Origin of the sequence: Pseudomonas sp. HS-18 (assembly GCF_020401845.1) — a bacterium.
Taxonomy (GTDB): Bacteria; Pseudomonadota; Gammaproteobacteria; order Pseudomonadales; family Pseudomonadaceae; genus Pseudomonas; species Pseudomonas nitroreducens.
This window is the reverse complement of record NZ_CP084413.1, coordinates 2872939-2898482: the sequence shown is the minus strand read 5'-3', so window position 1 is coordinate 2898482 and position 25544 is coordinate 2872939. Positions and strand designations below refer to the sequence as shown.

Sequence of the window (25544 nt, the reverse complement as noted above, 5' to 3'; positions counted from 1 at the left end):
ACTCAGCCCGGAGCGCCGAGACGCTCGAAGAATTGCTCGGCCGGCACGGGCTTGCCGAGCAGGAAGCCCTGTAGCGAATCGCAACCCAGGCGGGTGAGGAAGCTCTGCTGGCCGGAGGTTTCCACCCCTTCGGCAACGATGCGCAAATCCAGCGCCTGGCCCAGGGCGACGATGGCCGAGACGATGGCGGCGTCGTCGCTGTCCTGCTCCAGGTCGCGGACGAAACCGCGGTCGATCTTCAACTCGTTGGCCGGCAGGCGCTTGAGGTACAGCAGGCTGGAATAGCCGGTGCCGAAGTCGTCGATGGACAGGTCCACGCCCATCTCCGACAGCTTGCCGAGGATTTCCAGGCTGGAATCGGCATCGCGCATCGCCGTGGTCTCGGTGATTTCCAGGGTCAGGCAGCGCGCCGGCAAATGATGGCGCTGCAGCGCATCGGCCACCGATTGCACCAGCGCCGCATGGCAGAACTGCAGGGCCGAGAGGTTCACCGCCACCCGCCAGCTTTCGTGGCCCTGCAGGTACCACTCGCGCATCTGCCGGCAGGCCTCGTCGAGCACCCAGTCGCCGATGGGGATGATCAGCCCGGTTCGTTCGGCCAGGGCGATGAAGGTATCGGGCATCAGCAGCCCGCGTTGCGGATGCTGCCAGCGCAGCAGCGCCTCGGCGCCGATGGGTTCGCCGCTGGCGGCAAACTTGGGCTGGTAATGCAGGATGAATTCACGACGGTCCAGGGCGGCGCGCAGGTCGTGCAGCAGCTGCAGGTGGTTGCGCGCATTGGTGTTCATCGATTGTTCGAAGAAGCTGTAGCCGTTCTTGCCATTGCCCTTGGCGTGGTACATGGCTGCGTCGGCGTTGCGCAGCAGCTCCTGCTGGCTGGTGCCGTCGCCCGGATAGAGCGCGATACCAATACTGGCGGCGATGCGCAGCTCCTGCCCGGCCACCTGGAACGGCTGGGCCAGCAGGTTGACCTGCTGGCTGGCGACGCTCACCGCGTCTTCGGCTTCGGCGAGCGCCACCAACATCACGAATTCATCGCCGCCGATGCGCGCCACGGTGTCGTCGCTGCGCAGGTTGCCACACAGACGCAACGCCACATCCTTGAGCAACAGGTCGCCGACATGGTGGCCGAACGCATCGTTGACCGGCTTGAAGCCATCGAGGTCGAGGAACATCAGCGCGAAGTAGCCGCCGTTGCGCTGGACCTTGCCGATCATCTGCTCGACGCGGTCTTCCAGCAGGATGCGGTTGGGCAGACGGGTGAGGTTGTCGTGCAGGGCGAGCTGGGTCAGCTCCTGGTTGGCCTGGGCCAGCGACGAGGTGAGCTGTGCCGTGCGCGACTCCAGGCGCGCATCCAGCACCGACGTGAGCAGCGCGATGCCAATGATCGCCAGGGTCACGATGACGACCAGCATCGCCAGCCAGTCGCTGCTCAGCCCGTTGGGGGATGCGCCGCAGAAGCTACCCTCGGGAAAGCGCGCCGCGGCCATGCCGGTGTAGTGCATGCCGACGATAGCCAGGCCCATCACCAACGCTGCGCCACCCCGGGCCAGGCGCACATAGGGGGTGTTCCGCCGCAGCTTGAAGGCGATCCACAATGCGGCGCCGGACGCCGCCACGGCGATCGCCAGAGAGAGCCCGAACAGCGTCGGGTCGTAGTCGATGCCCGGCTGCATCAGCATTGCGTACATGCCCAGGTAGTGCATGCAACTGATCCCGGCGCCCATGGCCAGCGCGCCGCAGATCAGCTGCCAGAGCGGTAGCCGCTCCTGGCTGACCAGCGCCAGGGCGAAGCCGGAACTGAGTACGGCGATGGCCAGCGACAGCAGGGTCAGGGTGAGGTCGTAACCCAGCGGGATCGGCAGGCTGAAGGCAAGCATGCCGATGAAGTGCATCGACCACACGCCGATTCCCATGGCCACCCCGCCGCCACCGATCCACAGCAGCACCGGCCAGCCGCGGGTAGTCGCGATGCGCCCGGCCAGGTCCAGGGCGGTGTAGGACGCCAGCATGGCGACGCACAGCGAGATCAGGACGAGGGCGGGATCGTAACTACCGGTAAGCATGGGGGCTCTCTATTGGACTCAAGCGCTGATGGCCGCGCGCGGTCCATGCACGCAAAAGTCCGGGATTCTAGCGAAAACCCCCAGGGCTCAACTACTGGCCAGTGGCCGTGCTCGTCTTCAACTGGGCAACGTCGTCCCGCTTCAGGCAGCCCTGGGCCAGCCAGGGGCAGGCCCGCGCCCAGAGAAAGCCCTGCTCGCGGTCTCCCTGCGGGTTGTAGTAGGCCAGCTGCAGTCGGTCCGCGCTGAAGGCCAACCGTGCAAAGCCGTGCTGTTCGACCGCGAACAAGGTGCCATCGGCCGGCACACCGGGCCTGATGCCGTCGAGCGTCTGGCCGCCGCCACCGGAGACCAGCCAGGCGGGCTCGCCAGGGCGGACTATCACCTCCTGGTTGTGCTCGTGGCCGGACAGGTAGAGATCCACCCCACTGTGCTGCATCGCCGGCAGCAACTGCTGCAGCAACGCGTTGTCATCGCCGTGCTTGCCGCCACTGCTGCGGATCGCGTGGTGTGCCACCACCATCTTCCACAATGGTGCAGGCCCCGGCCGGGCAAAGGCCGCCTGCAGGAAGTCTGCCTGGCGCTGGCGGCCGGCGGCATCGGCATTGGTATCGAGGAACGCGACCCGTAACAGCGGGCGCCCCTCTGCCTCGCCGAAATCGCGCGTATAGAAGGGAGCAGGCATCTGCCAGCGGCCGGAGCCCGCGCGCTGCCGGGCGTAGTCCAGTTCAACGGCGGCGGAGGCCGGGAAGTCGTGATTGCCCAGTACCGCGTAGAACGGCACATGGCTGAGCCAGCGGCCGTGGTAGACGCGTTCGAACTTGAGCTGCCAGGCCGGATCGTCGACACCGCTCAACGCCTTGCCGTAGAAGTTGTCGCCCAGCAGCAGGACCATGTTCACCCCGTTATCACTCTCCGCCACACGCTCCATGCCCTCCGCCACGCGCCATTGCTGCAGGTCGCCACTGCCCTGGTCGCCCAGCGCCAGCAAGGTGACCTGTGCGGGGTTCTGGCCCAGCAAGGGCGTATAGGGCGGCGGTGGCACCAGCACCATGAAGCCGGCCAGGCATCCGGCCACGACGATCAGCACGAACAGAGTCAGCAGCAGATAACGCCGGCGCGAACGAGGGGCCGGGGTAACGCGGGAACCAGGCAGGCGAGCGGACATGGCGACCCCCAGGGGAGTACCGGGTGAGGGTCGCAGTGAAGCACCGAGAAGGTTAATTTCGCGTTAACGAAATGTCGCCTATACATGCAGGCTAAAACCCCCTGCCCGGGATCCGCCATGAACCAGCGCCGCCATCTACTCCTCCTGCTCGTGCTGGGCGGCCTGCTGTTCTTCTGCGCGCTGGGCAATCACCAGTTGCAGGGCTCCACCGAACCCAGGGTGGCGGGCATCGCGATGGAAATGTACCTGGATCGCGACTGGGTGACGCCGCGCCTGAACGGCCAGCCGTTCCTGGAAAAGCCACCATTGAGCCTGTGGCTGGACGTTGCCGCCATCCAACTGTTCGGTCCGACCACCTTGTCCGTGCGGCTGGCCTCGGCATTTGCCGGGCTGTTCTGCGTGCTGCTGCTCTACGGCGCGCTCCGGCGCAGCGGCCGACCGGCGACGCTCGCGCTGCTCGCCGCGCTGATGCTGATGACCCTGGCGAGTTTCTGGGCCAATGCACGCCAGGTGGGCGAAGACGCCCTGCTCACGCTGGGCGTAACCCTGGCGCTATTGTCCTTCCTGCAGGCCTGGCTCAGGCCACCGGGGCGCACCGGGCACTGGCTGGCGTTTGCCGCAGGGATCGCCCTCTCCACCCTAAGCAAGGGCGTACTGGGCCTGGCGCTGCCGGGGGTGGTGATCTTCGCCTGCCTGCTGTGGGACAGCCTGGCGCGGCGCCGCCTGGAAATTTCCACCTGGCTGCGACCGCTGCTGTGGACACTGCCGGGCCTGCTGCCGCTGCTGGCCTGGCTGTTGTTCCTCTATCACGATGGCGGGCCTGCAGCCCTGCAGGAAATCCTCTGGACCAACAGCGTCGGCCGCTTCAGCGGCTCGTTCAGCGAAGCCGGGCACTTCGAACCCTTCTACTACTACCTGGTGCGTCTGCCGCAGGCCTTCCTGCCGTGGAACATCCTGCTCTACCTCGGGCTCTGGCACCTGCGCAAACGCCTGGCGCGGGACCGCTACCTGCTGTTCTTCTGCCTGTGGCTAGCGGCACAGTTCGCCCTGCTCAGCTTCGCCTCCAGCAAGCGCCTGGTCTACCTGATGGCGCTGGCCCCGGCAGCGGCGGTGATCGCCGCCGAGTTCGGTCATGTCCTGCTGACGCGCTGGCATGCCCGGGCTTCGCAGTGGATGCGCCGTGCCTCCGTGTTCCTGGCGTTGCTGGTACCCGCCTGCTACCTGGGATACGCGATATGGGTCGAACCCCGCGCCGATCTGAAGGAATCCTTCCTGCCGCTGACCGAGCGGATTCGCCAGTACCAGATGCTCGGGCGCCAGGTGGCGCTGTACCAGCCCAGCGAGCGGCTGGCCGGCGCCAGCGTGTTCTACAGCCGCAGCCTGCTGCCGGCCCTGCAGACCAGCGAGGAGCTGACGACCTTCCTCGGCCAGCCGGATGAGCACATCGCCCTGCTGGAAAGCCAAACCGTGCCACAGGCGCCACTGAGCGTGCTGCAGCACTTCCGAGTGGGCGAGCGCGACTACTACTTCGTCGGCCAGCAATCATCGAGATGATTGACCCGGGGCCGACCGTTGCGGTCGGGAGCGGCTAACCTTGCTGCATCGCCACCGTCCGCACAGGAGCCGCTTCCCTTGGCGAAGCAACCCTCGATCCTGACCTTGCCGTTCCGCCGCCTGGCCAATCCCTACACCCGTTATCGCTACGCCGCCTGGATCCACTGCGTGCGCGTCGGCCTCGCCCTGCTCGCCTCGATGCTGCTGACCAGCGCGCTGAAACTGCCGCACGGGCTCTGGGCCTCGGTGACGGTGCTGGTGGTGATGGGCGGGCTGGTGCACCAGGGGACGATCCGCGGCAAGTCCTACGAACGGGTGCTCGGCACCCTGGCTGGCGCGGCGCTGGGCCTGTGCGTGATCGCCGTCTACGACCGCACGCGCTCGCTCGCCCTCACCTACCTGGTGATGTCGGTGCTGGGCGCAGCCTCGGCCTTCTATGCGATTCGCCGTCCCGGCTATGTCGCGCTGCTGGCGGGGATCACCATGTGCATTGTCGCCGGCCCCGGCGAGACTGGCTTTACCGAAGGGTTGTGGCGCTCGGCCAATGTGCTGATCGGTGTCGCGGTGGCCCTGGTCTTCTCGCAGATCTACCCGTTGCGGGCGGTCTACGTCTGGCGCTACCTGCTCTCGGACAACCTGCGCGCCTGTGCGCGAATGTATGGGCAGTTGTCGTCCAACCACGACTTTACCGCCGAGCATTTCGCCCGCCAGCTGGAAGAACTGGACCATCGGCTGGTGGCTTCGCGCGCCCACCTGGGTCCGGTCTCGCGGGAGACGGGCATGCCGCTGCGCGAGCTGGAGATCCTCCAGCGCATCCATCGCGCCATCATGGGCACCCTGGAATCGCTGATCGCCTCGCGGCAGTTTGCCGCCCAGGCCGGGGAGATAGAACCGGTGCCTGCCAGCCTCGACACCCACCGGCAGATCATCGGACGCCTGTTGCTGCAATCGGCCCACGCCCTGAAGTTCAGCCGCACCAGCAAGCTGGTCCAGGCCTGCCAGGGCCTGGACAACCTGCCGGCACGGCCGCACAACCTGACCGATTCCTTCGAGAAACAGGGCTTCTACTGGCTGACTCTGCGCCTCTACGAGCAGGTGGAGATGCTCTCGGCAAAACTCGCCAGCACCTCCACCCATTGGAACATCCAGAGCCGCGACCGGGCCTGAGCCCGGCCGTGCTGCGCTTACCAAGAGCCCATCAGGCGCCGAAGCCGCCGTCGATGGTCAGGCTGGCGCCGGTGATGTAGCCGGCTTCCGGGCCAGCCAGGTAGGCGACGAAGGCGGCGATCTCTTCCGCGCGGCCGTATCGGCCGACCGCCATCAGGTCCATCAGCGATGCGGCGAAGTCGCTGTCGGCCGGGTTCATGTCAGTGTCCACCGGACCGGGCTGCACGTTGTTCACGGTGATGCCGCGCGGGCCGAGGTCACGAGCCAGGCCCTTGGTCAGACCGACGATGGCCGACTTGCTCATGGCGTAGACCGCGCCGCCGCCGAAGGGCATGCGGTCCGCGTTGGTGCTGCCGATGGTGATGATGCGCCCGCCCTGTCCCATATGCCGCGCAGCGGCCTGGGTGGCGACGAACACGCTGCGCACGTTCACTGCCAGGGTGCGGTCGAGGTCTTCCAGGCTGAACTCTTCCACCGGGGCGATGGCCAGCACGCCGGCGTTGTTCACCAGGATATCGATGCCGCCCAGGCGCTGGGCGGCGGTATCGATGGCGCTCTGCACGGACGCCGCGTCGCCGCTGTCGGCCTTCAGCGCTAGGGCGCGGCCGCCGGCAGCTTCGATGCTGGCGGCGAGGTCTTCGGCCTTCTGCGCCGAGCTGACGTAGGTAAAGGCCACGGCGGCGCCTTCGCGGGCCAGGCGCTGCACGATGGCAGCGCCGATGCCGCGGGAACCGCCTTGTACGAAAGCGACTTTGCCAGCAAGGGATTGGTTGGTGGTCATGATGCGTCTCCGAAACAGGAAGTGGGATTAAGTTCTACGGGGCCAGTTTCCCCTTCGTACTCGTTACTCGGTAGCCAGCAATCGCTATATTCAGTCGATACCAAACGTCCGGAATACCACCCATGGAAAGCCTGATCAGTATCGAATGCTTCGTCCGCAGCGCCGAAGCCGGCAGCTTCGCGGCGGCCGCGCGGCGTCTGGGCCTGACCCCGGCGGCAGTGAGCAAGAACGTCGCCCGCCTGGAAAACAACCTGGGCGTGCGGCTGTTCCAGCGTAGTACCCGCAGCCTGACCCTGACTGAATCGGGTGAGCGATTTCTCGATGAAGCCGGCGGCGGCCTGGCCAGCCTGCAGAGCGCCATCGCCAACCTGGCCAGCGCCGATGGCCAGCCCAGCGGGGCGCTGAAGGTGAGTATGGGGCTGGTGTTCGGCCGCGATTACATCCTGCCGCTGCTGGGAGACTTCCTGGCCCGCTACCCGGCGATCCGCCCGGACTGGCACTTCGACAATCGCCAGGTCGACCTGATCGCCGAGGGCTTCGACGCGGCCATCGGAGGCGGCTTCGAACTGCCGCCCGGCGTTGTCGCACGCAAGCTCTGCCCGGCGCACCTGGTGCTGCTGGCCTCGCCGGCGTACCTGGAAGGCCGCCCGGCGATCCGCTATCCGTCGGACCTGCCCAGCCATGACGGCATCCGCATCCGCTCGCCGCAGACCGGGCGCGTCCGCCCCTGGCCGCTGACCAACCGCCAGCAGTCCCAGGCGCCGATCGCGCTGAAGGAGCGCATGACCTTCAGCGACCCGGAGGCGGCGTGCGTCGCCGCGCTCATGGGCCTGGGCGTGACCCTGGTCAGCATGCAGCACGCGGTGCCCTACCTGGACGACGGCCGCCTGGTACGCGTGCTGCCGCAGTGGTACGTGGATGCCGGCAACACGGCGCTCTACTATGCCGCGCAGAAACTGCTGCCGGCCAAGACGCGGGTATTCGTCGACTATGTCATCGAGCACTTCCGCAGCCAGGGCCTGGAGCGGAAGTTCAGCGCCATCTGACCAGCGACACGGCGGATCGGCATTTTCCTGACTAGCGTCAGAAATGAAATGAATTCGCGGGGAAAGCGCTTGTCGATTGTTAGCAAGCTAACTTAATTTCGAATTTCTTCGATTCGGCAAATGAGATGCAAGGAGAACCTGCATGAAAAAGTACGCTCTGCTCCTGGCCATGGTGTTTTCCGTACCGGCTTTCGCTGACAGTGCGCTGTGCGATGGCAACCTGCAGCAGATCAACGACTTCCTCAAGACCGCTAGCAAGAACGCGACCGGCGTGAAGGTCAACGCGGTCCATGAGTACCTCGCCAAAGCCGAGGAAGCGAAGAAGGCCGGCAACTACGAGGAGTGCGTCAACCAGTCCAGCCAGGCACTACGCGTGATCAAGAAGCCCGCCAACCGCTGATAATCACTGGACAGGAAAAGCCCCGCCTAGGCGGGGCTTTTTCATGGGTGCTGACAGGTGCTCGGCTCAGCCGCAGGAAACCTGCTTCACCACCTGATTGTCGTCAACATCAATGTTCAGGCGCTGCGAGTTGTACTCCATGGTCACCGGCTGGTGCGGAGTGAGCACGCGGGCGACACTGGCGCCGGCATCGCGGCGCGCCTCTTCGGTCAGCGTCGGGGTAACGACCTTGCCGATGATCGACTGCACCGCCTTGGCATTGCAGGTGCCGGTCATCGCCGGCGAGCTGTCCGCGGCCGGCTGGGCGGCATCGGACGGGGAATCCTTGGAACTGCAACCGGCTAGCGCGGCGACAGCGAGAAGCGACAAGAGAGTCACTCGGTTGAAGGGCATGGAAGGTCTCCCTGGTTCTTCATGGAAAAAACGCGAAAGGCGCCACCTTACCAGCCCCAGGGCTGCGGCGGCGCGATGGATGTATTGCAGGCTGATACATGCAGGCCCGTCGCAGAGCCTTGCAGCACCATTTACACAACCTTTACACCAGCGGCGTTACGATTCTTTCGAGGCCGATGTCTCATAGATACCGGGATCCTCGCCGGGTTCCTCAGGAGGTGCATCATGCTTCACCGTCTCCCCCAGATCGCCCTGCTCTGCGCTGGCCTAGCCCTCGCAGGTCAAGCCGCGGCCAACAGCAACACTGATGCCGCCGCCATCGGCGCCGTGGTCGGTGCCGTTGTCGGGGGTGCAGTGGTTGCCGGCTCGCAACCCGCGCCAGCGCCCTATTACGCGCCGCCACCCCCGGTGGCGTACTACCCGCCGCAGCCGGTTTACTACCAACCGGCGCCGGTCTACCAACCCGTCTACCAGCCGGTCTACCGCCCGGTGGTGGTGGTGCCGGGCCCGCGTTACTACGGGCCGCCTCGCTACTATGGTCCGCCGCGCTATTACGGCCCTGGCTACTACGGCCCGCCGGGACACTACCGTCACTGGTAATAGCCATTACGGACAAAAGACCCCGCCTCCTGGCGGGGTCTTTCATTCAGGCCGGCAGGCGAATGCTGCCGGCCAGTTCCTCGAACAACGTCACCACCGCCCGCAAGGCCCGGCAGTCTGGCCGGGTCAGCAGCCAGAGATGGATGCTGCAGCCGGGCAGTTCCGGCTCCAGCACCTGCAAGCCGTCGTCCGGGCGCAGCAGGAACGCCGGCAGCGCCGCCAAGCCCAGGCCTGCGCGGCACAGGTCCAGCACCGACAGCATGCTGTTGCAGCGGTAAGCCGGCAGCACCGAGGGGTAAGCCTGGCGACGCCAGGCAACGCTGGAGTGATCGGGGAGAAAGTCATCCGGGGCGATCCAGCTCATTTCCTGCCAGGGACGTTCGCCCTGCTCGGCCAGGTAATCGCGATGGGCGCAGAGGACGTAGTGCACCTCGCCCAGCTTGCGTCCCACCAGATGCTCCGGCGGCGCATTGGTCAGACGCAGGGCAATGTCGGCATCGCGGCGACTGAGGTTGGCGAAGGCATTGGAAGTGGTCAGCTCCAGGTTGAGCGCCGGGTAGCGCTTCATGAAGCGCGCCAGGGCAGGCAGGAGCAGGCCCTGCAGCACGGTATCGGAACAGGTCAGGCGCACGGTGCCACTGAGCACGTCGTGCCCTTGCTCCAGCCCCAGGCGTGCCGCTTCCAGCGCCTGCTCGGCCAGTTCCGCCTGGGTCGCCAGTTGCTGTGCGGTGGCGGTCGCCAGGTAGCCGTTGCGGCCCTTCTCGAACAACGCGGTACCCAACGCCTTCTCCAGCCTGCGCACGGCACGGAATACGGTGGAAACGTCTACCTCGAGCAATTCCGAGGCACGGGCAAGGCTGCCCCCGCGCACCAGTGCCAGCACCAGGGCGAGATCGGCGTATTCCAGACGGTATTGCATCGACGCACTCCAAGGTTGCGCAACCGCCCATTTTCGATTGCGCCTGCGCAACTATAAATTGCCTCCCATGGGCCCGCCAATGGGCCACGACGCCGGGGGGAACAACGGATGGGAAAACGTCGTAAATCACTGCGGATCGGCCTGATCGGCGACCGCGACAGCCGCGTCACCGCCCATTGGGCGATACCCCTGGCCCTGCAGCAATCGCTGCTGCCGCATTCGGGGACCCTGCGCGTGGACTGGCTGGATACCCCGCGCCTCGCCGAAGGCCTGGAGTTGGAAGGGTACTCGGGCTTCTGGTGCATCCCCGGCAGCCCCTACCTGAACACCGAAGGTGCCTTGCGCGCGATCCGCTTCGCCCGCGAGCGCGAGGTGCCCTTCCTTGGTACCTGCGGTGGCTTCCAGCATGCCCTGCTGGAGCGCGCTCGCCATGTACTGGCCTGGAGCGACGCGGCCCATGGGGAACTGGAGCCGGAGGCGACGCAACAGGTGGTCCATGCGCTGCCCTGCTCCCTGCTGGAAGTCAGCGAGACCATCCGTCTCACGCCCGGTTCGAACCTGGCGGCCATCTACGGGCTGCCGGAGATTCGTGAAGGTTACCGCTGCCGCTACGGCGTGAACCCCGAGTTCCAGGACGTCCTGTTCGGCGGCTCGCTGCGCGCCTGTGCCCGCGGCGAGGACGACAGCATTCGCGCGCTGGAAGCCGCCGACCATCCGTTTTTCATCGCCACCCTGTTTCAACCCGAGCGCAAGGCCCTGGCCGGCATCGCCGTACCGCTGGCCGAGGCGCTCCTGTCCGCCGCGTTCCGCCATCATTCCAGCCGAATAGGGAGTCCCGCATGATCGCCAGCACACCGCAACCGCCATACTACGCCGTGACCTTCACTTCCTACCGAACCGAGCTGGACGAAGGCTACGGCGCCACTGCCGAGCGCATGCTCGAGCTGGCGGCGCAGCAGGACGGCTTCCTTGGCGTCGAGTCCGCCCGGGGTGCCGATGGCCTGGGCATCACGGTGTCCTACTGGCGCGACGAAGCCGCCATCCGCAGCTGGAAGCAGCAGAGTGAACACCGCTTGGCGCAGCAGGCCGGCCGCCGCGACTGGTACAGCGCCTTCCGCGTGCGCATCAGCCGCATCGAGCGCGAGTACGGTTTCGAACGCTGAGCGACCCGTTCTGGCCCAGACACGACATGCCGGGTTCGATGCCCGGCACACATCGTCTAGGCTGGTCCCCATTGAGCAAGGGGGACCGACGCATGCACCGACAAGCCAGTGAACTGCAGGCCGCCTACCTGGGCGAGGTCCGCGGCGAAAACTTCTTTCTCGGCCTGGCCGAGCAATTGCCCGAAGGCGCAGCCTCAATGCTCCTGCTGGCACGGCTGGAGCGCCAGACCGGCCTGCGCATGGCGCGCCTGCTGCAGCGCCACGGCCTGCCGCTTGGCGATACCGCCCACGCCGCCGCCCAGGGCCGGCAACGCGCCGCCGACTGGCTCGGGCTCGACTGGACGCAGACCCTGGAGAAACTCGAAGTGCTGGTGGAGCCTTACGTCCAGCGCTACGACAGCCTGGCCGATGATGGCGACGACGATGACCGCGACATACTCGACGAACTCGCCGAGCACGAACATGCCCTGCTGGAATTCACCCGCCTCGCCCGCCAGGGTCAGATAAACGCGGCCAAGGCTACCATCACTCGCCTGCTGGCCGTACCGGCCTGAAACCGACAAGGAGCATGCCCATGGCCCTGTCGCCCTTCCACCTGGCCATCCCCGTCTATGACCTGGCACTGGCGCGGCGTTTCTATGGCGAGGTACTGGGCCTCGGCGAGGGCCGCAGCAGCGCTCAGTGGGTGGATTTCGACTTCTTCGGTCACCAGTTGGTGATCCACCTGCACCCGCGTACAGCCAGCCAGACGGCCGCGCATACCACTGCCGTGGACGGCCACGATGTGCCGGTGCCGCACTTCGGCGTAGTGTTGGACTGGGGGGACTGGGAGCGCCTGGCGCAGCGCCTGCGCGAGCACGGCACGCAGTTTGTCATCGAGCCCCACGTGCGCTTCCAGGGACAGGTGGGCGAGCAGGCGACGTTCTTCTTCTTCGACCCTTGCGGCAATGCCCTGGAGTTCAAGTCGTTCAAGGATATCGGCCAGCTGTTCGCTTCCTGACCGTCGGTCAGGCGTGGAAATCGCCTTCATGCGACATGGAAATCTCCTACATAGCACCTGATAGCCAGTTCCTAGGATAACGCCCGTCTCCAACGCTCACCCTGAGGTGACTTGACGTGCGCCCCATCCGCTGGATTCCGTTTTACCTGTTCTGCACCCTGGGTGCGTCCATCGCCCTGGCAGATGATTACGACGCGCCAGACTGGCGTCGTTACGAAAGCGCCGTGATCGACCGGAGTTTCTCGCCCGCTGGCCACGCTTCGCGTGGCGGCGAGCAACGCGGCATGGCCCATCGCATGCAGCGCAACGGGGAATTCTCACAAGCACACCAACGAAGCGCCGCGGTCCTGGCCTCCCGTGGCCACGACCTGGGCAGCCGGCAATTCAGCCCGGTAGACACCTCGCGCATCGTCGAGCGCGCCCACGAGCTGATCGGCACTCCCTACCGCTGGGGCGGTGAAAGCGAGGAAAACGGCTTCGACTGCAGCGGTCTGCTCGTCTATCTCTACCGCAGCATCGCCAACCGCAAGCTGCCGCGCACCACCCATTCGATGATTGCCCAGCGCCAGAACGAAGTCAGCCGCGCCGAACTGCAACCCGGCGACGCGGTCTTCTTCAACCACAACGGCGGCGGCAGCGCCAGCCATGTCGGCCTGTATATCGGCGACGACCGCTTCATCCACGCGCCGCGAACCGGCAAGACCATTCGTATCGACTCCCTGGACAACAGCTACTGGAACCGCAGCTACACCACGGCCCGCCGTTTCAGTGGTTGATACGACTGATCATCGAGGGCAGGTCACCTACACACCATCAATCAGAAATGCCCTACCCGAATTTGCAGTATTCCCACGTTAACTCTTCCCAGGAGATTTCTAAGATGGCGCCCCGTTTTACTCGTTAGTCACACGATGTAGCCCAAATGCGCCCCCTGATTCTCCTGAGTACAGCATTGCTGCTCATTCTTTCCGTTCCGCCGGCCGAAGCCCGCGAGAGCAAAGGCCTGCTACCGCACAAGACCAGCGCGAAACTCGCGCGCGCAGCACAGGGCAAACCGCTCAACCGGAACAACGTCCGCCTGCACACAGCGACGAAGCGCCCGTTGCAGTCCGGCGTGCACAAGCCCCAGCTGAGCAGCAGTTCGCGGGTAGTTGCCCGTGCGCGCCAGCTGGTCGGCATCCCCTATCGCTTCGGCGGCACCACGGTAACCAGTGGATTCGACTGCAGCGGCCTGCTGGTCTATCTGTTCCGCACGGAAGCTGGAATGAAAGTGCCACGCACCACCGGCGAAATGATCGAGAGCGGTGGCAGGCGCGTCGATCGCCACGACCTGCGCCCCGGCGACGCCGTGTTCTTCAATCGCAACGGTCGCGGCAGTGTCAGCCACGTCGGGCTGTACATCGGCAACAACCAGTTCATCCATGCGCCCAGTACCGGCGAAAGCGTCCGCATGGATTCGCTGGCGCAAAGCTACTGGCAGCGCAGTTTCACCACCGCCCGCCGCTTCAACGGCTGAACCACACCTCATTAAGGGATGCATGTGCATGTCCAGCGTTCGGGTCGAGATCGTGCGTTATACCGACGAGTGTTTCGCCGGCTGGGCCGAGTGCCGCCTGATCGATGCAGCGGGCCGTGCCTGGCGTTTTCTCAAGCCGCGCGCGCGGCTGCGTACCGAGCAGGAAGACGACAGCCTTCCGGCAGTCGGCCATATCGACTGTGAAGTCCTGGAACGAGGCGATGGCACGGCGCTGGTGAGCACCGCGCGACCGCGCGGAATCACCTCGCTGGATGGCGAGAGCCGCTTCCGTATCCCTCTGAGCGCACTGAGCGAGGACTGACCCAGCGTCAGTCCCGGGTCGCCTGCCCTTCCTCGGCGATCTTCGCCGCATCCCAGCCACCGCCCAGTGCGGCGATCAATTGCACACTGGCAGTCAGCCGGCTGCCAGTCAGGGTCAGCAGCGTGCGCTCGTTGGACAGCGCGGCCGTCTGGGTGGTGACGACATCGCTGTAGTCAATGGTCCCGGCCTTGTACTGATTGGTGGTCAGGCGCAGCGCCTCGCGCGCAGCGTCGAGCGCTTCCTGCTGCACCCCGCTCTCCTCTTCCAGCACCTTGAGCTGGACCATGTAGTCCTCCACCTCGCGGAAGCTGTCCAGCACGGTCTGCCGGTAGCTGGCCACGGTCTGGTCGTAGCTCGCCTCGGCCTGCTCGACCTGGGAGGCGATCAGCCCGCCGTCGAACAGCGTCATGGCGAACTGCGGGCCGATGGACCAGTAACGGTTAGGCGTCTCGATCCAGTTCTGGAAGCTGCCGCTGCGGTAGCCGCCGGCGGCGGTGAGGGTCAGGTCGGGGAACCAGGCAGCCTTGGCCACGCCGATCTTGGCGTTGGCGGAGATCACCTGGCGCTCGGCCGAGGCCACGTCCGGGCGGCGCTGCAATATCTCCGACGGCAGTAGCGCGGGCACTGACGGCAGGCTCGGCACACCTTCCACGGCGGCCAGGGAGAACTGCGCCGGCGGTACGCCGACCAGCACCGCGATGGCGTGCTCAAGCTGTGCACGCTGGTACTTCAGGTCGATGGCCTGGGCCTCGGTGCTTTTCAGCTGGGTGCGCGCCTGGGCGACGTCGGCCTTGGTGACGATGCCGGCGTTGTACTGGTTCTCGGTGAGCTTGAGCGAGCGCTGGTAGGCCGTGACCGTGTCGTTGAGCAGCTTGATCTGCTGGTCCATCACGCGCAGCTGCAGGTAGTTCTGGGTCAGCTGGGATTGCAGGGAAAGACGCGAGTTGGCCAGGTCCGCGGCGCTGGCATCCATGCTGGCAGTGTCGGCTTCCAGCTGGCGGCGCAGCTTGCCCCACAGATCGAGCTCCCAACTCACGCCCAGGCTCGCCGAATAGCTGTTGCTGATCGAACTGCTGCCGCCACCACTGCTGACGGTGGAGCCATCGGGCAGGCGCACGCTGCCGCCGCTGCCGGTGCCCTGGCCGGAACGGGTCTTGCCGACGTCGGCACTGATGGTCGGGAAGAACGAGGAACGCGCGCCCTTGGCCAGCGCCTGGGCCTGGCGGTAGGAAGCGACCGACTGCGCCAGGGTCTGGTTGGCGGCAACCAGTCGGGTCTGTAGGTCGTTCAGCGTGGCATCGCCGTACAGTTCCCACCAGGCGCCATGGTTGAAGCCGTCCTGCGGCTTCGCCAGTTGCCAGCCCTCGCCCTCCTTGAAGCTGGCGGGCACCGTCAGCTCGGGGCGCTGGTAGTCCGGACCGATAGCACAACCGGCCAGGGCCACGGCCAGCGCCAGAGCCAGCGGAGTGAGCAGGGAACGGGAACGGATCATACGGGTGTCTCCAGGGCGCCGTCGGTTTTCACGCCGCGCTTCTTGTTGACCCAATGGCGCAGGCGGTCGAGGTAGAGGTAGACGACGGGGGTGGTGTAGAGGGTCAGCAACTGGCTGCCGATCAGGCCGCCGACGATGGTCATGCCCAGCGGGCGGCGCAGCGCGGCGTCGCCGCCGATGCCGAAGATCAGCGGCAGCGCGCCGAGGATGGCGGCCAGGGTGGTCATCATGATCGGCCGGAAGCGCTTCATCGCCGCTTCGAGGATCGCATCGCGCGGCGACAGACCGAGTGTGCGTTCGGCGTCCAGGGCGAAGTCGATCATCATGATGGCGTTCTTCTTCACGATGCCAATCAGCAGGATCACCCCGATCAGCGCGATCAGCGACAGTTCGGTGCGGAACAGCATCAGCGTGAGCAACGCACCGACGCCCGCCGAGGGCAGCGTCGAAAGAATGGTCAGCGGATGCACGTAGCTCTCGTAGAGGATGCCCAGCACGATATAAACCGACACCAGCGCCAGCAGGATCAGCCAGGGCATGTCGTTCTGCGTGTCCTGCACCGCGCCGGCGTTGCCTTCGAAGGTGGCCTGGATTTCCATCGGCAGATGGATGGGTTCCACCGCCGCCAGGATCGCGTCGCGGGCCGGGCCGATCTGCGCGCCCTGGGCGAGGTTGAAGGAGAAGGTGGTCGCGGCGAACTGGCCCTGGTGGTTGACCTCCAGCGGTGCGCGGCTCGGCTCGATGTGGGTGAAGGCCGAGAGCGGGATACGCTGCCCTTCGCTGTTGATCACGTAGACCTGGCGCAGCTCCTCGGGGGTTTCCTGGTACGGCTGGGCGACCTCCATCACCACGTGGTACTGGTTCAACGGGTTGAAGATGGTCGAGACCTGGCGCTGGCCGTAGGAGTTGTTCAGCACCGCGTCGACTTCGGCAACGTTCACCCCCAGGCTCGCCGCGCGGTCGCGGTCGATCACCAGGCGGCTCTGCACGCCCTTGTCCTGGGCATCGCTGCTCACGTCGACGATCTGCGGCACCTTGTTCATCGCCGCCTCGACCTTCGGCGCCCATTCGCGCAGCAGCGTGAGGTCGTCGCTGCGCAGGGTGAAGTCGTACTGCGCGTTGCCCTGGCGGCCGCCGATGCGCACGTCCTGGCCGGCGACCAGGAACAGATTGGCGCCAGGTACTTCTGCCAGTTTCTTGCGTAGACGATTGACGATGGCTTCTGCCGAGTCGCGCTCGGTGATGTCCTTGAGGGTGACGAAGAAGGAGCCGGTGTTGCTCGACTGCCACTTGCCGCCGCCGACGAAGCCCACCACGTTCTCCACGCCCGGGTCTTCGGAGAGGATCCTGCGGAACTGCGCCATCTTCTTGTCCAGCGCCTGGAACGAGATGCTCTGGTCGGCCACCGCGAAACCGCGCAGGCGCCCGGAATCCTGCTGCGGCAGGAAGCCCTTGGGCACCACCACGAACAGGTACAGGTTCAGCGCGATGCAGCCGAGCATGATCACCAACATCAGCCGCGAGTGCTCCAGCGCCCAGCTCAGGCTGGCGCGGTAGCGCTGCATGAAGGCGACGAAGTAGCGGTTGCTCTGACGCTCCACCGAGGCCTTCTTCGGCCCGCGCTCGACCGGCTTGAGCAGGCGTGCACAGAGCATCGGCGTGAGCGTCAGCGAGACCACCAGTGACACCAGGATGGCCGCCGCCAGGGTCACCGAGAACTCGCGGAACAGCCGCCCGGTGATGCCGCCCATGAGCAGCAGCGGGATGAACACCGCCACCAGCGACAGGGTCATCGACAGCACGGTGAAACTTACTTCCCGCGCACCACGGATAGCGGCCTGGATCGGCGGGTCGCCCTCCTCGATGCGCCGGGCGATGTTCTCCACCACGACGATGGCGTCGTCCACCACGAAACCGGTGGCAATGATCAGCGCCATCAGCGACAGGTTGTTCAGCGAGAAGCCGCACAGGTACATGACCGCGAAGGTCCCCACCAGCGACACCGGTACCGCGAGGCTGGGGATCAGCGTGGCGCGGCCATTGCGCAGGAACAGGTAGACCACCAGGATCACCAGCACCACGGAGATGATCAGGGTCAGCTCGGCCTCTTCCAGCGAGGAGCGGATCGACGGGCTGCGGTCGTCCATCACCGACAGTTTCACCTGCGGGCCGAGCACGTCCTGGATGATCGGCAACTGCTCGTGGATGGCATCGGTGGCCTCGATGATGTTCGCGCCGGGCTGCCGGGTGATGATCAGCAGCACCGCCGGCAGGTCGTCGGAAAAGCCGGCGTTGCGCACGTCTTCCACCGAGTCGGTGACCGTGGCGACGTCCTTCAGACGCACCGCCGCGCCAGTCTCGGCGTTGTAATGGACGATCAGCGGGGCGTATTCGCTGGCCTTGCGCAGCTGGTCGTTGGAGTCCACCTGCCAATGGCGCTCACCGAACTCCAGCGAGCCCTTGGGTCCATCGGCGTTGGTGTTGTTGATCGCCGTGCGCACCGTGTCCAGGGAGATGCCGTAGTGGCTGAGCTGGTCCGGATTGACGTCGACCCGTACCGCCGGCAGCGACGAGCCGCCAATGCTCACCTGCCCCACGCCTTTCACCTGCGCCAGCTTGGGCGAGACGATGGTCGAGGCCAGGTCGTACATCTCCCCGCGGGTGTAGGTGTCCGAGGTCAGCGTGAGGATCATGATCGGCATGTCCGACGGGTTCGCCTTGCGGTACGTCGGGTTGTTCGGCATGCCGGTGGGCAGCAGGCTCATCGCCGAGTTGATCGCCGACTGCACCTCGCGGGCAGCACCGTCGATGTCCTTGGACAGGTCGAACTGCACGATGATGGTGGTGTTGCCCAGGGAGCTGCTGGAGGTCATGTCGGTGACCCCGGCGATGCGCCCCAGCGAGCGTTCCAGTGGCGTCGCCACGGTGGACGCCATGGTTTCCGGGCTGGCGCCGGGCAGCGAGGCCTGCACCAGGATGGTCGGGAAGTCGACGTTGGGCAATGGCGCCACCGGCAGCAGGCTGAACGACAGCGCGCCGGCCAGCATCAGCGCCAGGGTCAGCAGGCAGGTGGCGACCGGGCGCAGGATGAACAGGCGCGAGAGGCCGCCCATCAGGTGCGCTCCGCCGGGTCGATGCTGTTCACGTCCAGGCCGTGGCGGCCGCGCCAGGCAGCCCAGCGTGCGGCGAGGCGATCGAAGTACAGGTAGATCACCGGCGTGGTGAACAGCGTCAGCAACTGGCTGACCAGCAGACCGCCAACCATGGTGACGCCCAGCGGTTGGCGCAGCTCGGCGCCGGCGCCGCCGGCGAGCATCAGCGGCAAGGCGCCCAGCAGCGCGGCCATGGTGGTCATCAGGATCGGCCGGAAGCGCAGCAGGCACGCCTGGTAGATCGCCTCATGGGGTGGCTTGCCCTCGTTACGCTCGGCGTCCAGGGCGAAGTCGATCATCATGATCGCGTTCTTCTTGACGATGCCGATCAGCAGGATGATGCCGATGATCGCCACGATGCCGATGTCCTGCCCCGACAGCATCAGCGCCAGCAGCGCGCCCACGCCGGCCGAGGGCAGCGTGGAAAGGATGGTCACCGGGTGGATGAAGCTCTCGTAGAGGATGCCCAGCACGATGTACATGGTGACGATGGACGCCAGCACCAGCAGCAGGGTGTTGGACAGCGAGGCCTCGAACGCCTGGGCGGCGCCACGGAAACTGCCCTGCAGGCTGACGGGCATTTCCATCTGCGCCTCGACGTCGCGGATCGCCTGCACCGCCTCGCCCAGGGCGACGCCCTTGGCCAGGTTGAAGGAGATGGTCGCCGCCGGGAACTGGGCGATGTGGTTGACCGCCAGCAGCGTGTGGCGCTCCTCCACCTTGGCCAGGCTCGACAGGCGCACCTGGGTACCGTCGCTGGACGGCACGTAGAGGTTCTCCAGCGACTGCGGGCCGATCTGGAATTCCGGCGCCACTTCCAGCACCACGCGGTACTGCGTGGCCTGGGTGAAGATGGTGGAGATCAGCCGCTGGCCAAAGGCGTTGTACAGCACGCTGTCGATGTTCGACAGGCTCACGCCCAGGCGGGAGGCGGTGTCGCGGTCGATGTTGATGTAGGCCTGCAGCCCCTTGTCCTGCCAGTCGGTGGCCACGTCGGCCAGCTCCGGCAATTGCTGCAGGCGGTCCACCAGGCGCGGCACCCAGTCGGCAAGCACGTCGGGGTCGGCATCCTGCAGAGTGAACTGGTACTGCGTGCGGGCGATCCGGTCCTCGATGGTCAGGTCCTGCACCGGCTGCATGTACAGCTTGATGCCGGCGATCTGGTCCAGTTCCGGCTGCAGGCGGTGGATCACCTCGGTGGCGGTGACGTCGCGGTCGGCGTGGGGCTTGAGGTTGATCAGCAGGCGCCCGGTATTGAGCGTGGCGTTGGTACCGTCGACGCCGATGAACGAGGACAGGCTTTCTACCGCCGGGTCCTGCAGCACGATCTTTGCCAGGTCCTGCTGGCGGCTCGCCATGGCCTGGAAGGAAATCGACTGTGGCGCCTCGGCGATGCCCTGGATCACCCCGGTGTCCTGCACCGGGAAGAAGCCCTTGGGCATGAAGATGTACAGCAGCGCGGTGAGCACGACCGTAGCGATGGCCACCAGCAACGTCAGCGGCTGGTGCCGCAGCACCACGCGCAGGGCGGCGGCATAGCGCTCGATCATCTTGTCGATGAAGCGCCCGGCCGCGCGGGCGAAGCGCCCTTCCTGCTCCGGCTCGACATGGCGCAGCAACTTGGCGCTGAGCATCGGCGTCAGGGTCAGGGAGACGAAACCGGAGATCAGGATCGCCACGGCGAGCGTGATGGCGAATTCGCGGAACAATCGGCCGGCCACGTCGCCCATGAACAGCAGCGGGATCAGCACGGCGATCAGCGAGAAGGTCAGCGAGATGATGGTGAAGCCGATCTGCTTCGAGCCCTTGAGCGCGGCCTCCAGCGGCGGATCGCCCTGCTCCAGGTAGCGCGCAATGTTCTCCACCATGACGATGGCGTCGTCCACCACGAAGCCGGTGGCGATGGTCAGCGCCATCAGCGTCAGGTTGTTGATCGAGAAGCCGGCCAGGTACATCACGCCGAAGGTGCCGATCAGCGACAGGGGCACGGCGAAGCTGGGGATCAGCGTCGCGGAGATATTGCGCAGGAACAGGAAGGTGACCATCACCACCAGGCAGACGGCGAGGAACAGCTCGAACTGCACATCCGCCACCGAGGCGCGGATGGTCGTGGTGCGGTCGGTCAGCACCGTTACTTCCAGGCTGCCCGGCAGGGTCGCCTGCAGTTGCGGGAGCATCTTCTTGATGCTGTCCACCACCTCGATGACGTTGGCGCCCGGCTGGCGCTGGATGTTCAGCACCACGGCCGGCGAGGTATTGGCCCAGGCGGCCAGGCGCACGTTCTCGGCGTCGTCCTCCACGCTCGCCACGTCACGCACGCGCAGCGGCGAGCCATTCTTGTAGGCGATGATCAGGTCGCGGTAGGCGTCGGCGGATTTGAGCTGGTCGTTGGCGTCCAGGGTCGAGGAACGGGTCGGGCCATCGAAGCTGCCCTTGGGACCGTTGAGGTTGTTGTTGGTGACGGTGGTCTGCAGGTCCTGCAGGCTCAGGCCGGCCGCCGCCAGGGCGCCGGGGTTGGCGCGGATGCGCACCGCGGGGCGCTGGCCGCCGCTGATGCTGACCAGGCCGACGCCGGAAATCTGCGAAATCTTCTGCGCGAGGCGCGTGTCCACCAGGTCCTGGATCTGCGGCAGAGGCATGTCCGGGGACATCACCGCCAGCGTCAGGATCGGCGCATCCGCCGGGTTCACCTTGCTGTACACCGGCTGGTTCGGCAGGTCCTTGGGCAGCAGGCTCTGCGCGGTGTTGATCGCCGCCTGGACTTCCTGTTCGGCGACATCGAGGTTGATCTGCAGGCTGAACTGCAGGGTTATCACCGAAGCGCCACCGGAACTGGTGGAAGACATCTCGTTCAGGCCGGGAATCTGCCCCAGCTGGTTCTCCAGCGGCGCGGTCACCGAGGAGGTCATGATGTCCGGGCTGGCGCCGGGATACAGGGTCACCACCTGGATGGTCGGGTAATCCACCTCCGGCAGGGCCGAGATCGGCAGGAAGCGGTAGGCGATGATCCCCGACAGCAGGATCGCCACCATCAATAGCGTGGTGGCGACCGGCCGCAGGATGAACAGGCGGGACGGGTTCATTCGCTCTTACCGCTGTCCTGGACCGGAGTGTCCGAGCCGAACGGCTTGGCGGTGGACTTGTCGCCCTCCTCCGTCGCGGCCGCGCGGGCCTTTTCATCGGAGGCAACGATGTTCATGCGGGTGCCTTCGCGCAGTCGGTCGGTGCCTTCGACGACCACGCGGTCGCCTTCCTTCAGGCCCTCGGTCACCACCACACGCTCGCTCTCGCTGGTGCCCAGGGTGACCAGTTGGCGCTTGGCCTTGCTCTCCTCGCCGACCAGGTAGACGTAGGTACCGTCGTTGCCGCGCTGCACAGCGTTGGCCGGAATGGTCAGCACGCCCGGCAGGGTCTCGGCGAGCAGGCGCACGTTGACGAACTGGTTGGGGAACAGCTTGTGGTCGGCGTTCTCGAAGCCGGCCTTGAGCTTGACGGTGCCGGTGGTGGTGTCGATCTGGTTGTCCAGCGTCTTCAGCACGCCGGTGGCCAGGGTCTGGTTCTGGTTGCGGTCCAGCGCCTCGACCGGCACCGGCTTGTTGCTGTACAGCTCACGGGCGATGGTGCCCAGTTGCTGCTGCGGCAGGCTGAACACCACGGAGATCGGCTTGACCTGGGTGATCACCACCAGCGGCGTGGTGTCGCCGGAGGTGACCAGGTTACCCACGTCCACCTGGCGCAGGCCGACGCGGCCTGCGATGGGCGCGCGCACCTGGGTGAATTCGAGGTTGAGCTTGGCGTCGGCGACCTGGCCCTGGTTGGTCTTCAGGGTGCCTTCGTACTGGCGCACCTGGGCTTCCTGGGTGTCCAGGGTCTGCTTGGCGATGGAGTCCTCGGCGTACAGGCCCTTGTAGCGGGCGAGGTCGATCTGCGCGTTCTTCAGTTGTGCCTGGTTCTGCAGCAGGGTGCCCTGGGCCTGGTCCAGCGCGGCCTGGAACGGACGCGGGTCGATCACCGCGAGAACGTCGCCGGCCTTCACTTCCTGGCCTTCCTGGAATGGCACCTTGACCAGCTGGCCGCTGACCCGCGCGCGGACGTTCACGGTGTTGTAGGCCGTCACCGTACCCAGCGCATGGTAGTGAACCGGCAAGTCGCCCCTGGTCACCGGCGCGACGCTGACGGTCACCGCCGTACCGCCCTGCCCCGCGGCCATCTGCCCCGGCCCCGGTCGCCCGCCACGCCCGCCCTGGGCCGCCGGTGCACCAGTGGAGGTCGAGTGCAGCCACATGATCAGCCCCACCACGGCGGCGAACAGCAGTGCCGTGATAAGCCAGGGGCGCAGTTTGCGGAGTTTGGAGGGCGATCCGTTGCTTGCAGTCATGGGACTCTGTCTTGTTGAAAAGAGGGCTTCACGCAAAAAAGTGAGAATAGCGAGGCTGAACGATAAGCACAGCCAGGCCGCAGGCAAAGTCTCTTTACCCGCTATTTACCTTTGATTTACCGGGAGTTACGAAATTCCGGGGCATTGCGACCCGGATTGACCGGCAGGGTTCCCCGCCAGTGGGCCGACCCTGGATGGGCCGGCCCGGCTTTCTCACGAAAGCAGCAGCGTCATCAGGCCAGGGCGGCGATGGCGGCGGCGTAGTTCGGCTCGTCGGCGATTTCGCCGACCAGCTCGCTGTGCAGTACCTTGTTCTGCTCGTCCAGCACCACCACGGCCCGGGCCGCCAGGCCGGCCAGCGGGCCGTCGGCGATGGCTACGCCGTAGTTGGCGAGGAACTCGCGGCCACGCAGGGTGGACAGGTTCACCACGTTCTCCAGACCTTCGGCGCCGCAGAAGCGCGCCTGGGCGAACGGCAGGTCAGCGGAGATGCACAGCACCACGGTGTTGGCCAGCTTGCTCGCCTCGGCGTTGAACTTGCGCACGGAGGTGGCGCAGGTCGGGGTGTCGACGCTGGGGAAGATGTTCAGCACCTTGCGCTTGCCAGCGTAGGTTTCCAGGGTGACGTCGGACAGGTTGCCGGCGACCAGCGACAGGGCCGGAGCCTGCTCGCCTTTCTGCGGCAGCTTGCCGTCGACGGATACCGGGTTGCCCTTGAGGGTGACTTGAGCCATTGCTTGGGTCCTTCTGTGAGGGATGGCGGCGCAGACGGGTTGCCAGCGCCGCAGGAGGATTCGGGGCCGGAGCAGATGCTAGCACGACTTGCCCGAGCGCAATGCTCGGACATGCATCCGGCCAACCCTCCCCTCAGGCCCGGCTCAAGCGGCAGCCGCTACAGGAGCGCCGGCACCAGCGCCCACGAATGCCTGGTCCTGGAACCCACGCGGCAGGCGCTGGGTGCCAGGCATCGCGGCCAGGCGTTTCTCCCAGAAGCTGCGCCAGTCGTTGTGCACGGCTTCTGCGCGGGCCTTGCGCTGGGCACGGCGCGCGGCGTTGCGTGCATCGCGGCGGGCCTCCTTGTAAACGTCGGTGTTACGGCAGCTCCGGCATTTCACCCGGTTCAGCTCGGTGGTGGATTCCAGGTGCTTGCCCGCGTGCCCGCAAGCCAGGTGGCCTTTGACCTTGTAGTGAGTGACCATCGCAGATTCTCCCTGTCCGGCGAGCGCACCCTCGCCGCTTGGCGGTGCCGCAGTCGGGCGAACGGTGCGTGCCGGTTGACTGTGGCGCTCAGGGAGTTGGACGGGCCGCTACGCACTGAGGTTCGAAATATCTGCCAGATGCGACCGTCAGTGGGTCGCTACCATCCGCGCGCCGAACAGCAGGTAGCAGCAGCCGGCAAAGCGATCCAGCGCCCGGCGGAAGCGGCGGTAGACGCCCGCCATGCGCTCGCTGGCAAAGACCAGCACCACGCAGCAGTACCAGCTGAACGACAGCGTCACCATCAGCGCGATAGCCATGCCCAGCAATGCAGCCGAGGGCGCAGCCGGCATGGCGGTGGCGAACAGGGTCGCCACGAACAGCGCGGTCTTCGGATTGGTCAGGTTGCCCAGCAGGCCGAGACGGAACGCCGAGAAGGCACTGCGTTCACGGCTGACTTCAGCGAGGCTCTCTCCACCATCGGCCGGCGTCCTGCGCTTGAGCAGCTTGATGCCGAGATAGATCAGGTAGGCGCCGCCGGCCAGCTTGAAGCCCATGTACAGCGCGGGCGCGGCGCTGAACAGCGACTTGATTCCCAGGCCGCCGGCAAGCCCCCAGATCACCGTGCCGCAGGCAACTCCCAGGGCGGCGATGAGTCCATGGCGACGCGAATGCACAGCGGCGATGCGCGCCGTGGTGAAGAAGTTCGGCCCCGGCGTGACCACCGCCACGGCCCATAACAGGGCCACGGAAAGCAGCGGAGCGAAAGTGCTGGCAGCAGTCATGGGCATTCTCGTCGACAGGATGGCAAGTGCGCATTCTAGCGCCCTCGCTCGCCGCTCACTCCGGCAGATGACAGACGCAACACAGCTTGTTGCCATCCAGGTCGCGCACATAGGCACCGTAATAGGTCGGCGAATAATGCAGACGCAGGCCCGGCGGCCCTTCATCGACGCCGCCCAACTGCATGGCACGAGCATGGAAACTGTCCACCTGATGCCGCGTACGCGCCTCGAAGGCCACCAGGCTGCCATTGCCGGCACTCGCCGCCTGGCCGTCGATGGGCTCGTAGACGCAGAACACCACGTCGCTCTCCGGATGGGCGAAGATCGCCCGCTCCGGCGCATGGCGGTGCGCCTTGAGGACGATCCCCAGCGGCTCGAGCAGCTTGCTGTAGAAAGCGATGGCCCGCGGCAGGTCGTTGGTGCCGACGGTGATATGGCTGAACATGTC

At 66.1% G+C, this 25544-nt stretch carries 25 protein-coding genes; 12 read left to right on the top strand and 13 right to left on the bottom strand.

Annotation, left to right across the window (positions count from 1 at the left end; all coding sequences use genetic code 11):
- Positions 1-2: 2 nt before the first annotated feature.
- Positions 3-2066: a putative bifunctional diguanylate cyclase/phosphodiesterase gene (locus tag LDJ84_RS13580; RefSeq protein WP_226046462.1), complete on the bottom strand. Its 2064-nt coding sequence runs from the start codon at positions 2064-2066 to the stop codon at positions 3-5.
- 91 nt (positions 2067-2157) lie between these two features.
- Complete coding sequence (locus tag LDJ84_RS13575; protein WP_226046461.1) at positions 2158-3231, bottom strand: metallophosphoesterase; 1074 nt, start codon at positions 3229-3231, stop codon at positions 2158-2160.
- Between the two features lie 117 nt (positions 3232-3348).
- Here LDJ84_RS13575 and LDJ84_RS13570 point away from each other — a divergent pair, with 117 nt between their 5' ends.
- Together LDJ84_RS13570 and LDJ84_RS13565 are read left to right on the top strand one after the other, a co-directional pair.
- Entirely contained in the window at positions 3349-4785 is a 1437-nt protein-coding gene (locus tag LDJ84_RS13570) for an ArnT family glycosyltransferase (protein ID WP_226046460.1), read from the top strand.
- 78 nt (positions 4786-4863) lie between these two features.
- The gene (locus LDJ84_RS13565; protein WP_024762286.1) at positions 4864-5952 is read left to right on the top strand and encodes an FUSC family protein; all 1089 of its coding nucleotides are present in this window, start codon (positions 4864-4866) and stop codon (positions 5950-5952) included.
- A gap of 31 nt (positions 5953-5983) precedes the next feature.
- Here the strand turns inward: LDJ84_RS13565 and LDJ84_RS13560 are convergent, their stop codons facing one another.
- A complete protein-coding gene (locus LDJ84_RS13560; protein ID WP_413247449.1) occupies positions 5984-6733 on the bottom strand; it encodes a 3-oxoacyl-ACP reductase family protein in 750 nt (249 codons plus the stop codon).
- Positions 6734-6855: 122 nt separating this feature from the next.
- Here LDJ84_RS13560 and LDJ84_RS13555 point away from each other — a divergent pair, with 122 nt between their 5' ends.
- Positions 6856-7779: a LysR family transcriptional regulator gene (locus LDJ84_RS13555; RefSeq protein ID WP_037009195.1), complete on the top strand. Its 924-nt coding sequence runs from the start codon at positions 6856-6858 to the stop codon at positions 7777-7779.
- A 142-nt stretch (positions 7780-7921) separates the two neighbouring features.
- The gene (locus LDJ84_RS13550; protein ID WP_024762289.1) at positions 7922-8179 is read left to right on the top strand and encodes a hypothetical protein; all 258 of its coding nucleotides are present in this window, start codon (positions 7922-7924) and stop codon (positions 8177-8179) included.
- Between the two features lie 66 nt (positions 8180-8245).
- On the opposite strand, the gene LDJ84_RS13545 is transcribed toward LDJ84_RS13550, so the two are convergent.
- Positions 8246-8572, bottom strand: coding sequence for an I78 family peptidase inhibitor (locus tag LDJ84_RS13545; RefSeq protein WP_024762290.1), 327 nt, complete (start codon positions 8570-8572; stop codon positions 8246-8248).
- A gap of 225 nt (positions 8573-8797) precedes the next feature.
- On the opposite strand from LDJ84_RS13545, the gene LDJ84_RS13540 reads away from it, so the two are divergent.
- A complete protein-coding gene (locus tag LDJ84_RS13540; RefSeq protein ID WP_024762291.1) occupies positions 8798-9172 on the top strand; it encodes a hypothetical protein in 375 nt (124 codons plus the stop codon).
- A gap of 46 nt (positions 9173-9218) precedes the next feature.
- Here LDJ84_RS13540 and LDJ84_RS13535 read toward each other — a convergent pair whose 3' ends face one another.
- Positions 9219-10091 carry a LysR family transcriptional regulator gene (locus LDJ84_RS13535; protein ID WP_024762292.1) on the bottom strand — a complete coding sequence of 291 codons (873 nt, stop codon included), beginning with the start codon at positions 10089-10091 and terminating at the stop codon, positions 9219-9221.
- A gap of 108 nt (positions 10092-10199) precedes the next feature.
- Between LDJ84_RS13535 and LDJ84_RS13530 the strand changes: the two genes are divergently transcribed.
- The 7 genes from LDJ84_RS13530 (at position 10200) to LDJ84_RS13500 (ending at position 14092) form a co-directional block, all read left to right on the top strand.
- A complete protein-coding gene (locus LDJ84_RS13530; protein ID WP_024762293.1) occupies positions 10200-10934 on the top strand; it encodes a glutamine amidotransferase-related protein in 735 nt (244 codons plus the stop codon).
- Positions 10931-11254, top strand: coding sequence for an antibiotic biosynthesis monooxygenase family protein (locus LDJ84_RS13525; protein WP_024762294.1), 324 nt, complete (start codon positions 10931-10933; stop codon positions 11252-11254). The genes LDJ84_RS13530 and LDJ84_RS13525 overlap by 4 nt, the downstream gene beginning before the upstream one ends.
- Positions 11255-11346: 92 nt before the next feature.
- Positions 11347-11808 carry a hypothetical protein gene (locus tag LDJ84_RS13520; protein WP_024762295.1) on the top strand — a complete coding sequence of 154 codons (462 nt, stop codon included), beginning with the start codon at positions 11347-11349 and terminating at the stop codon, positions 11806-11808.
- A gap of 20 nt (positions 11809-11828) precedes the next feature.
- A complete protein-coding gene (locus tag LDJ84_RS13515) occupies positions 11829-12254 on the top strand; it encodes a VOC family protein (RefSeq protein ID WP_024762296.1) in 426 nt (141 codons plus the stop codon).
- Positions 12255-12370: 116 nt separating this feature from the next.
- Positions 12371-13030 carry a C40 family peptidase gene (locus LDJ84_RS13510; protein WP_024762297.1) on the top strand — a complete coding sequence of 220 codons (660 nt, stop codon included), beginning with the start codon at positions 12371-12373 and terminating at the stop codon, positions 13028-13030.
- Positions 13031-13176: 146 nt separating this feature from the next.
- On the top strand, positions 13177-13770 hold the full coding sequence (locus tag LDJ84_RS13505) for a C40 family peptidase (RefSeq protein WP_037006490.1): 594 nt from the start codon (positions 13177-13179) through the stop codon (positions 13768-13770).
- 28 nt (positions 13771-13798) lie between these two features.
- Complete coding sequence (locus LDJ84_RS13500; protein WP_024762299.1) at positions 13799-14092, top strand: hypothetical protein; 294 nt, start codon at positions 13799-13801, stop codon at positions 14090-14092.
- Positions 14093-14099: 7 nt separating this feature from the next.
- Here LDJ84_RS13500 and LDJ84_RS13495 read toward each other — a convergent pair whose 3' ends face one another.
- The 8 genes from LDJ84_RS13495 to LDJ84_RS13460 form a co-directional block, all read right to left on the bottom strand.
- Positions 14100-15584 carry an efflux transporter outer membrane subunit gene (locus tag LDJ84_RS13495; RefSeq protein WP_024762300.1) on the bottom strand — a complete coding sequence of 495 codons (1485 nt, stop codon included), beginning with the start codon at positions 15582-15584 and terminating at the stop codon, positions 14100-14102.
- A complete protein-coding gene (locus LDJ84_RS13490; protein WP_226046459.1) occupies positions 15581-18697 on the bottom strand; it encodes a multidrug efflux RND transporter permease subunit in 3117 nt (1038 codons plus the stop codon). The genes LDJ84_RS13495 and LDJ84_RS13490 overlap by 4 nt, the downstream gene beginning before the upstream one ends.
- A complete protein-coding gene (locus LDJ84_RS13485) occupies positions 18697-21819 on the bottom strand; it encodes an MdtB/MuxB family multidrug efflux RND transporter permease subunit (protein ID WP_024762302.1) in 3123 nt (1040 codons plus the stop codon). Before LDJ84_RS13485 ends, LDJ84_RS13490 begins: the two co-directional genes overlap by 1 nt.
- Positions 21816-23114 (bottom strand): MdtA/MuxA family multidrug efflux RND transporter periplasmic adaptor subunit, encoded by a 1299-nt coding sequence (locus LDJ84_RS13480; protein WP_196913641.1) that lies wholly within the window; start codon positions 23112-23114, stop codon positions 21816-21818. Before LDJ84_RS13480 ends, LDJ84_RS13485 begins: the two co-directional genes overlap by 4 nt.
- 233 nt (positions 23115-23347) lie before the next feature.
- The gene (tpx, locus tag LDJ84_RS13475; protein WP_024762304.1) at positions 23348-23848 is read right to left on the bottom strand and encodes a thiol peroxidase; all 501 of its coding nucleotides are present in this window, start codon (positions 23846-23848) and stop codon (positions 23348-23350) included.
- Positions 23849-23992: 144 nt separating this feature from the next.
- Positions 23993-24313, bottom strand: a complete 321-nt coding sequence (locus LDJ84_RS13470; protein ID WP_226046458.1) for a hypothetical protein — start codon at positions 24311-24313, stop codon at positions 23993-23995.
- A gap of 147 nt (positions 24314-24460) precedes the next feature.
- Positions 24461-25102: a LysE family transporter gene (locus tag LDJ84_RS13465; protein ID WP_169887723.1), complete on the bottom strand. Its 642-nt coding sequence runs from the start codon at positions 25100-25102 to the stop codon at positions 24461-24463.
- A 49-nt stretch (positions 25103-25151) separates the two neighbouring features.
- Positions 25152-25541 (bottom strand): VOC family protein, encoded by a 390-nt coding sequence (locus LDJ84_RS13460; RefSeq protein WP_024762307.1) that lies wholly within the window; start codon positions 25539-25541, stop codon positions 25152-25154.
- Positions 25542-25544: the final 3 nt, after the last annotated feature.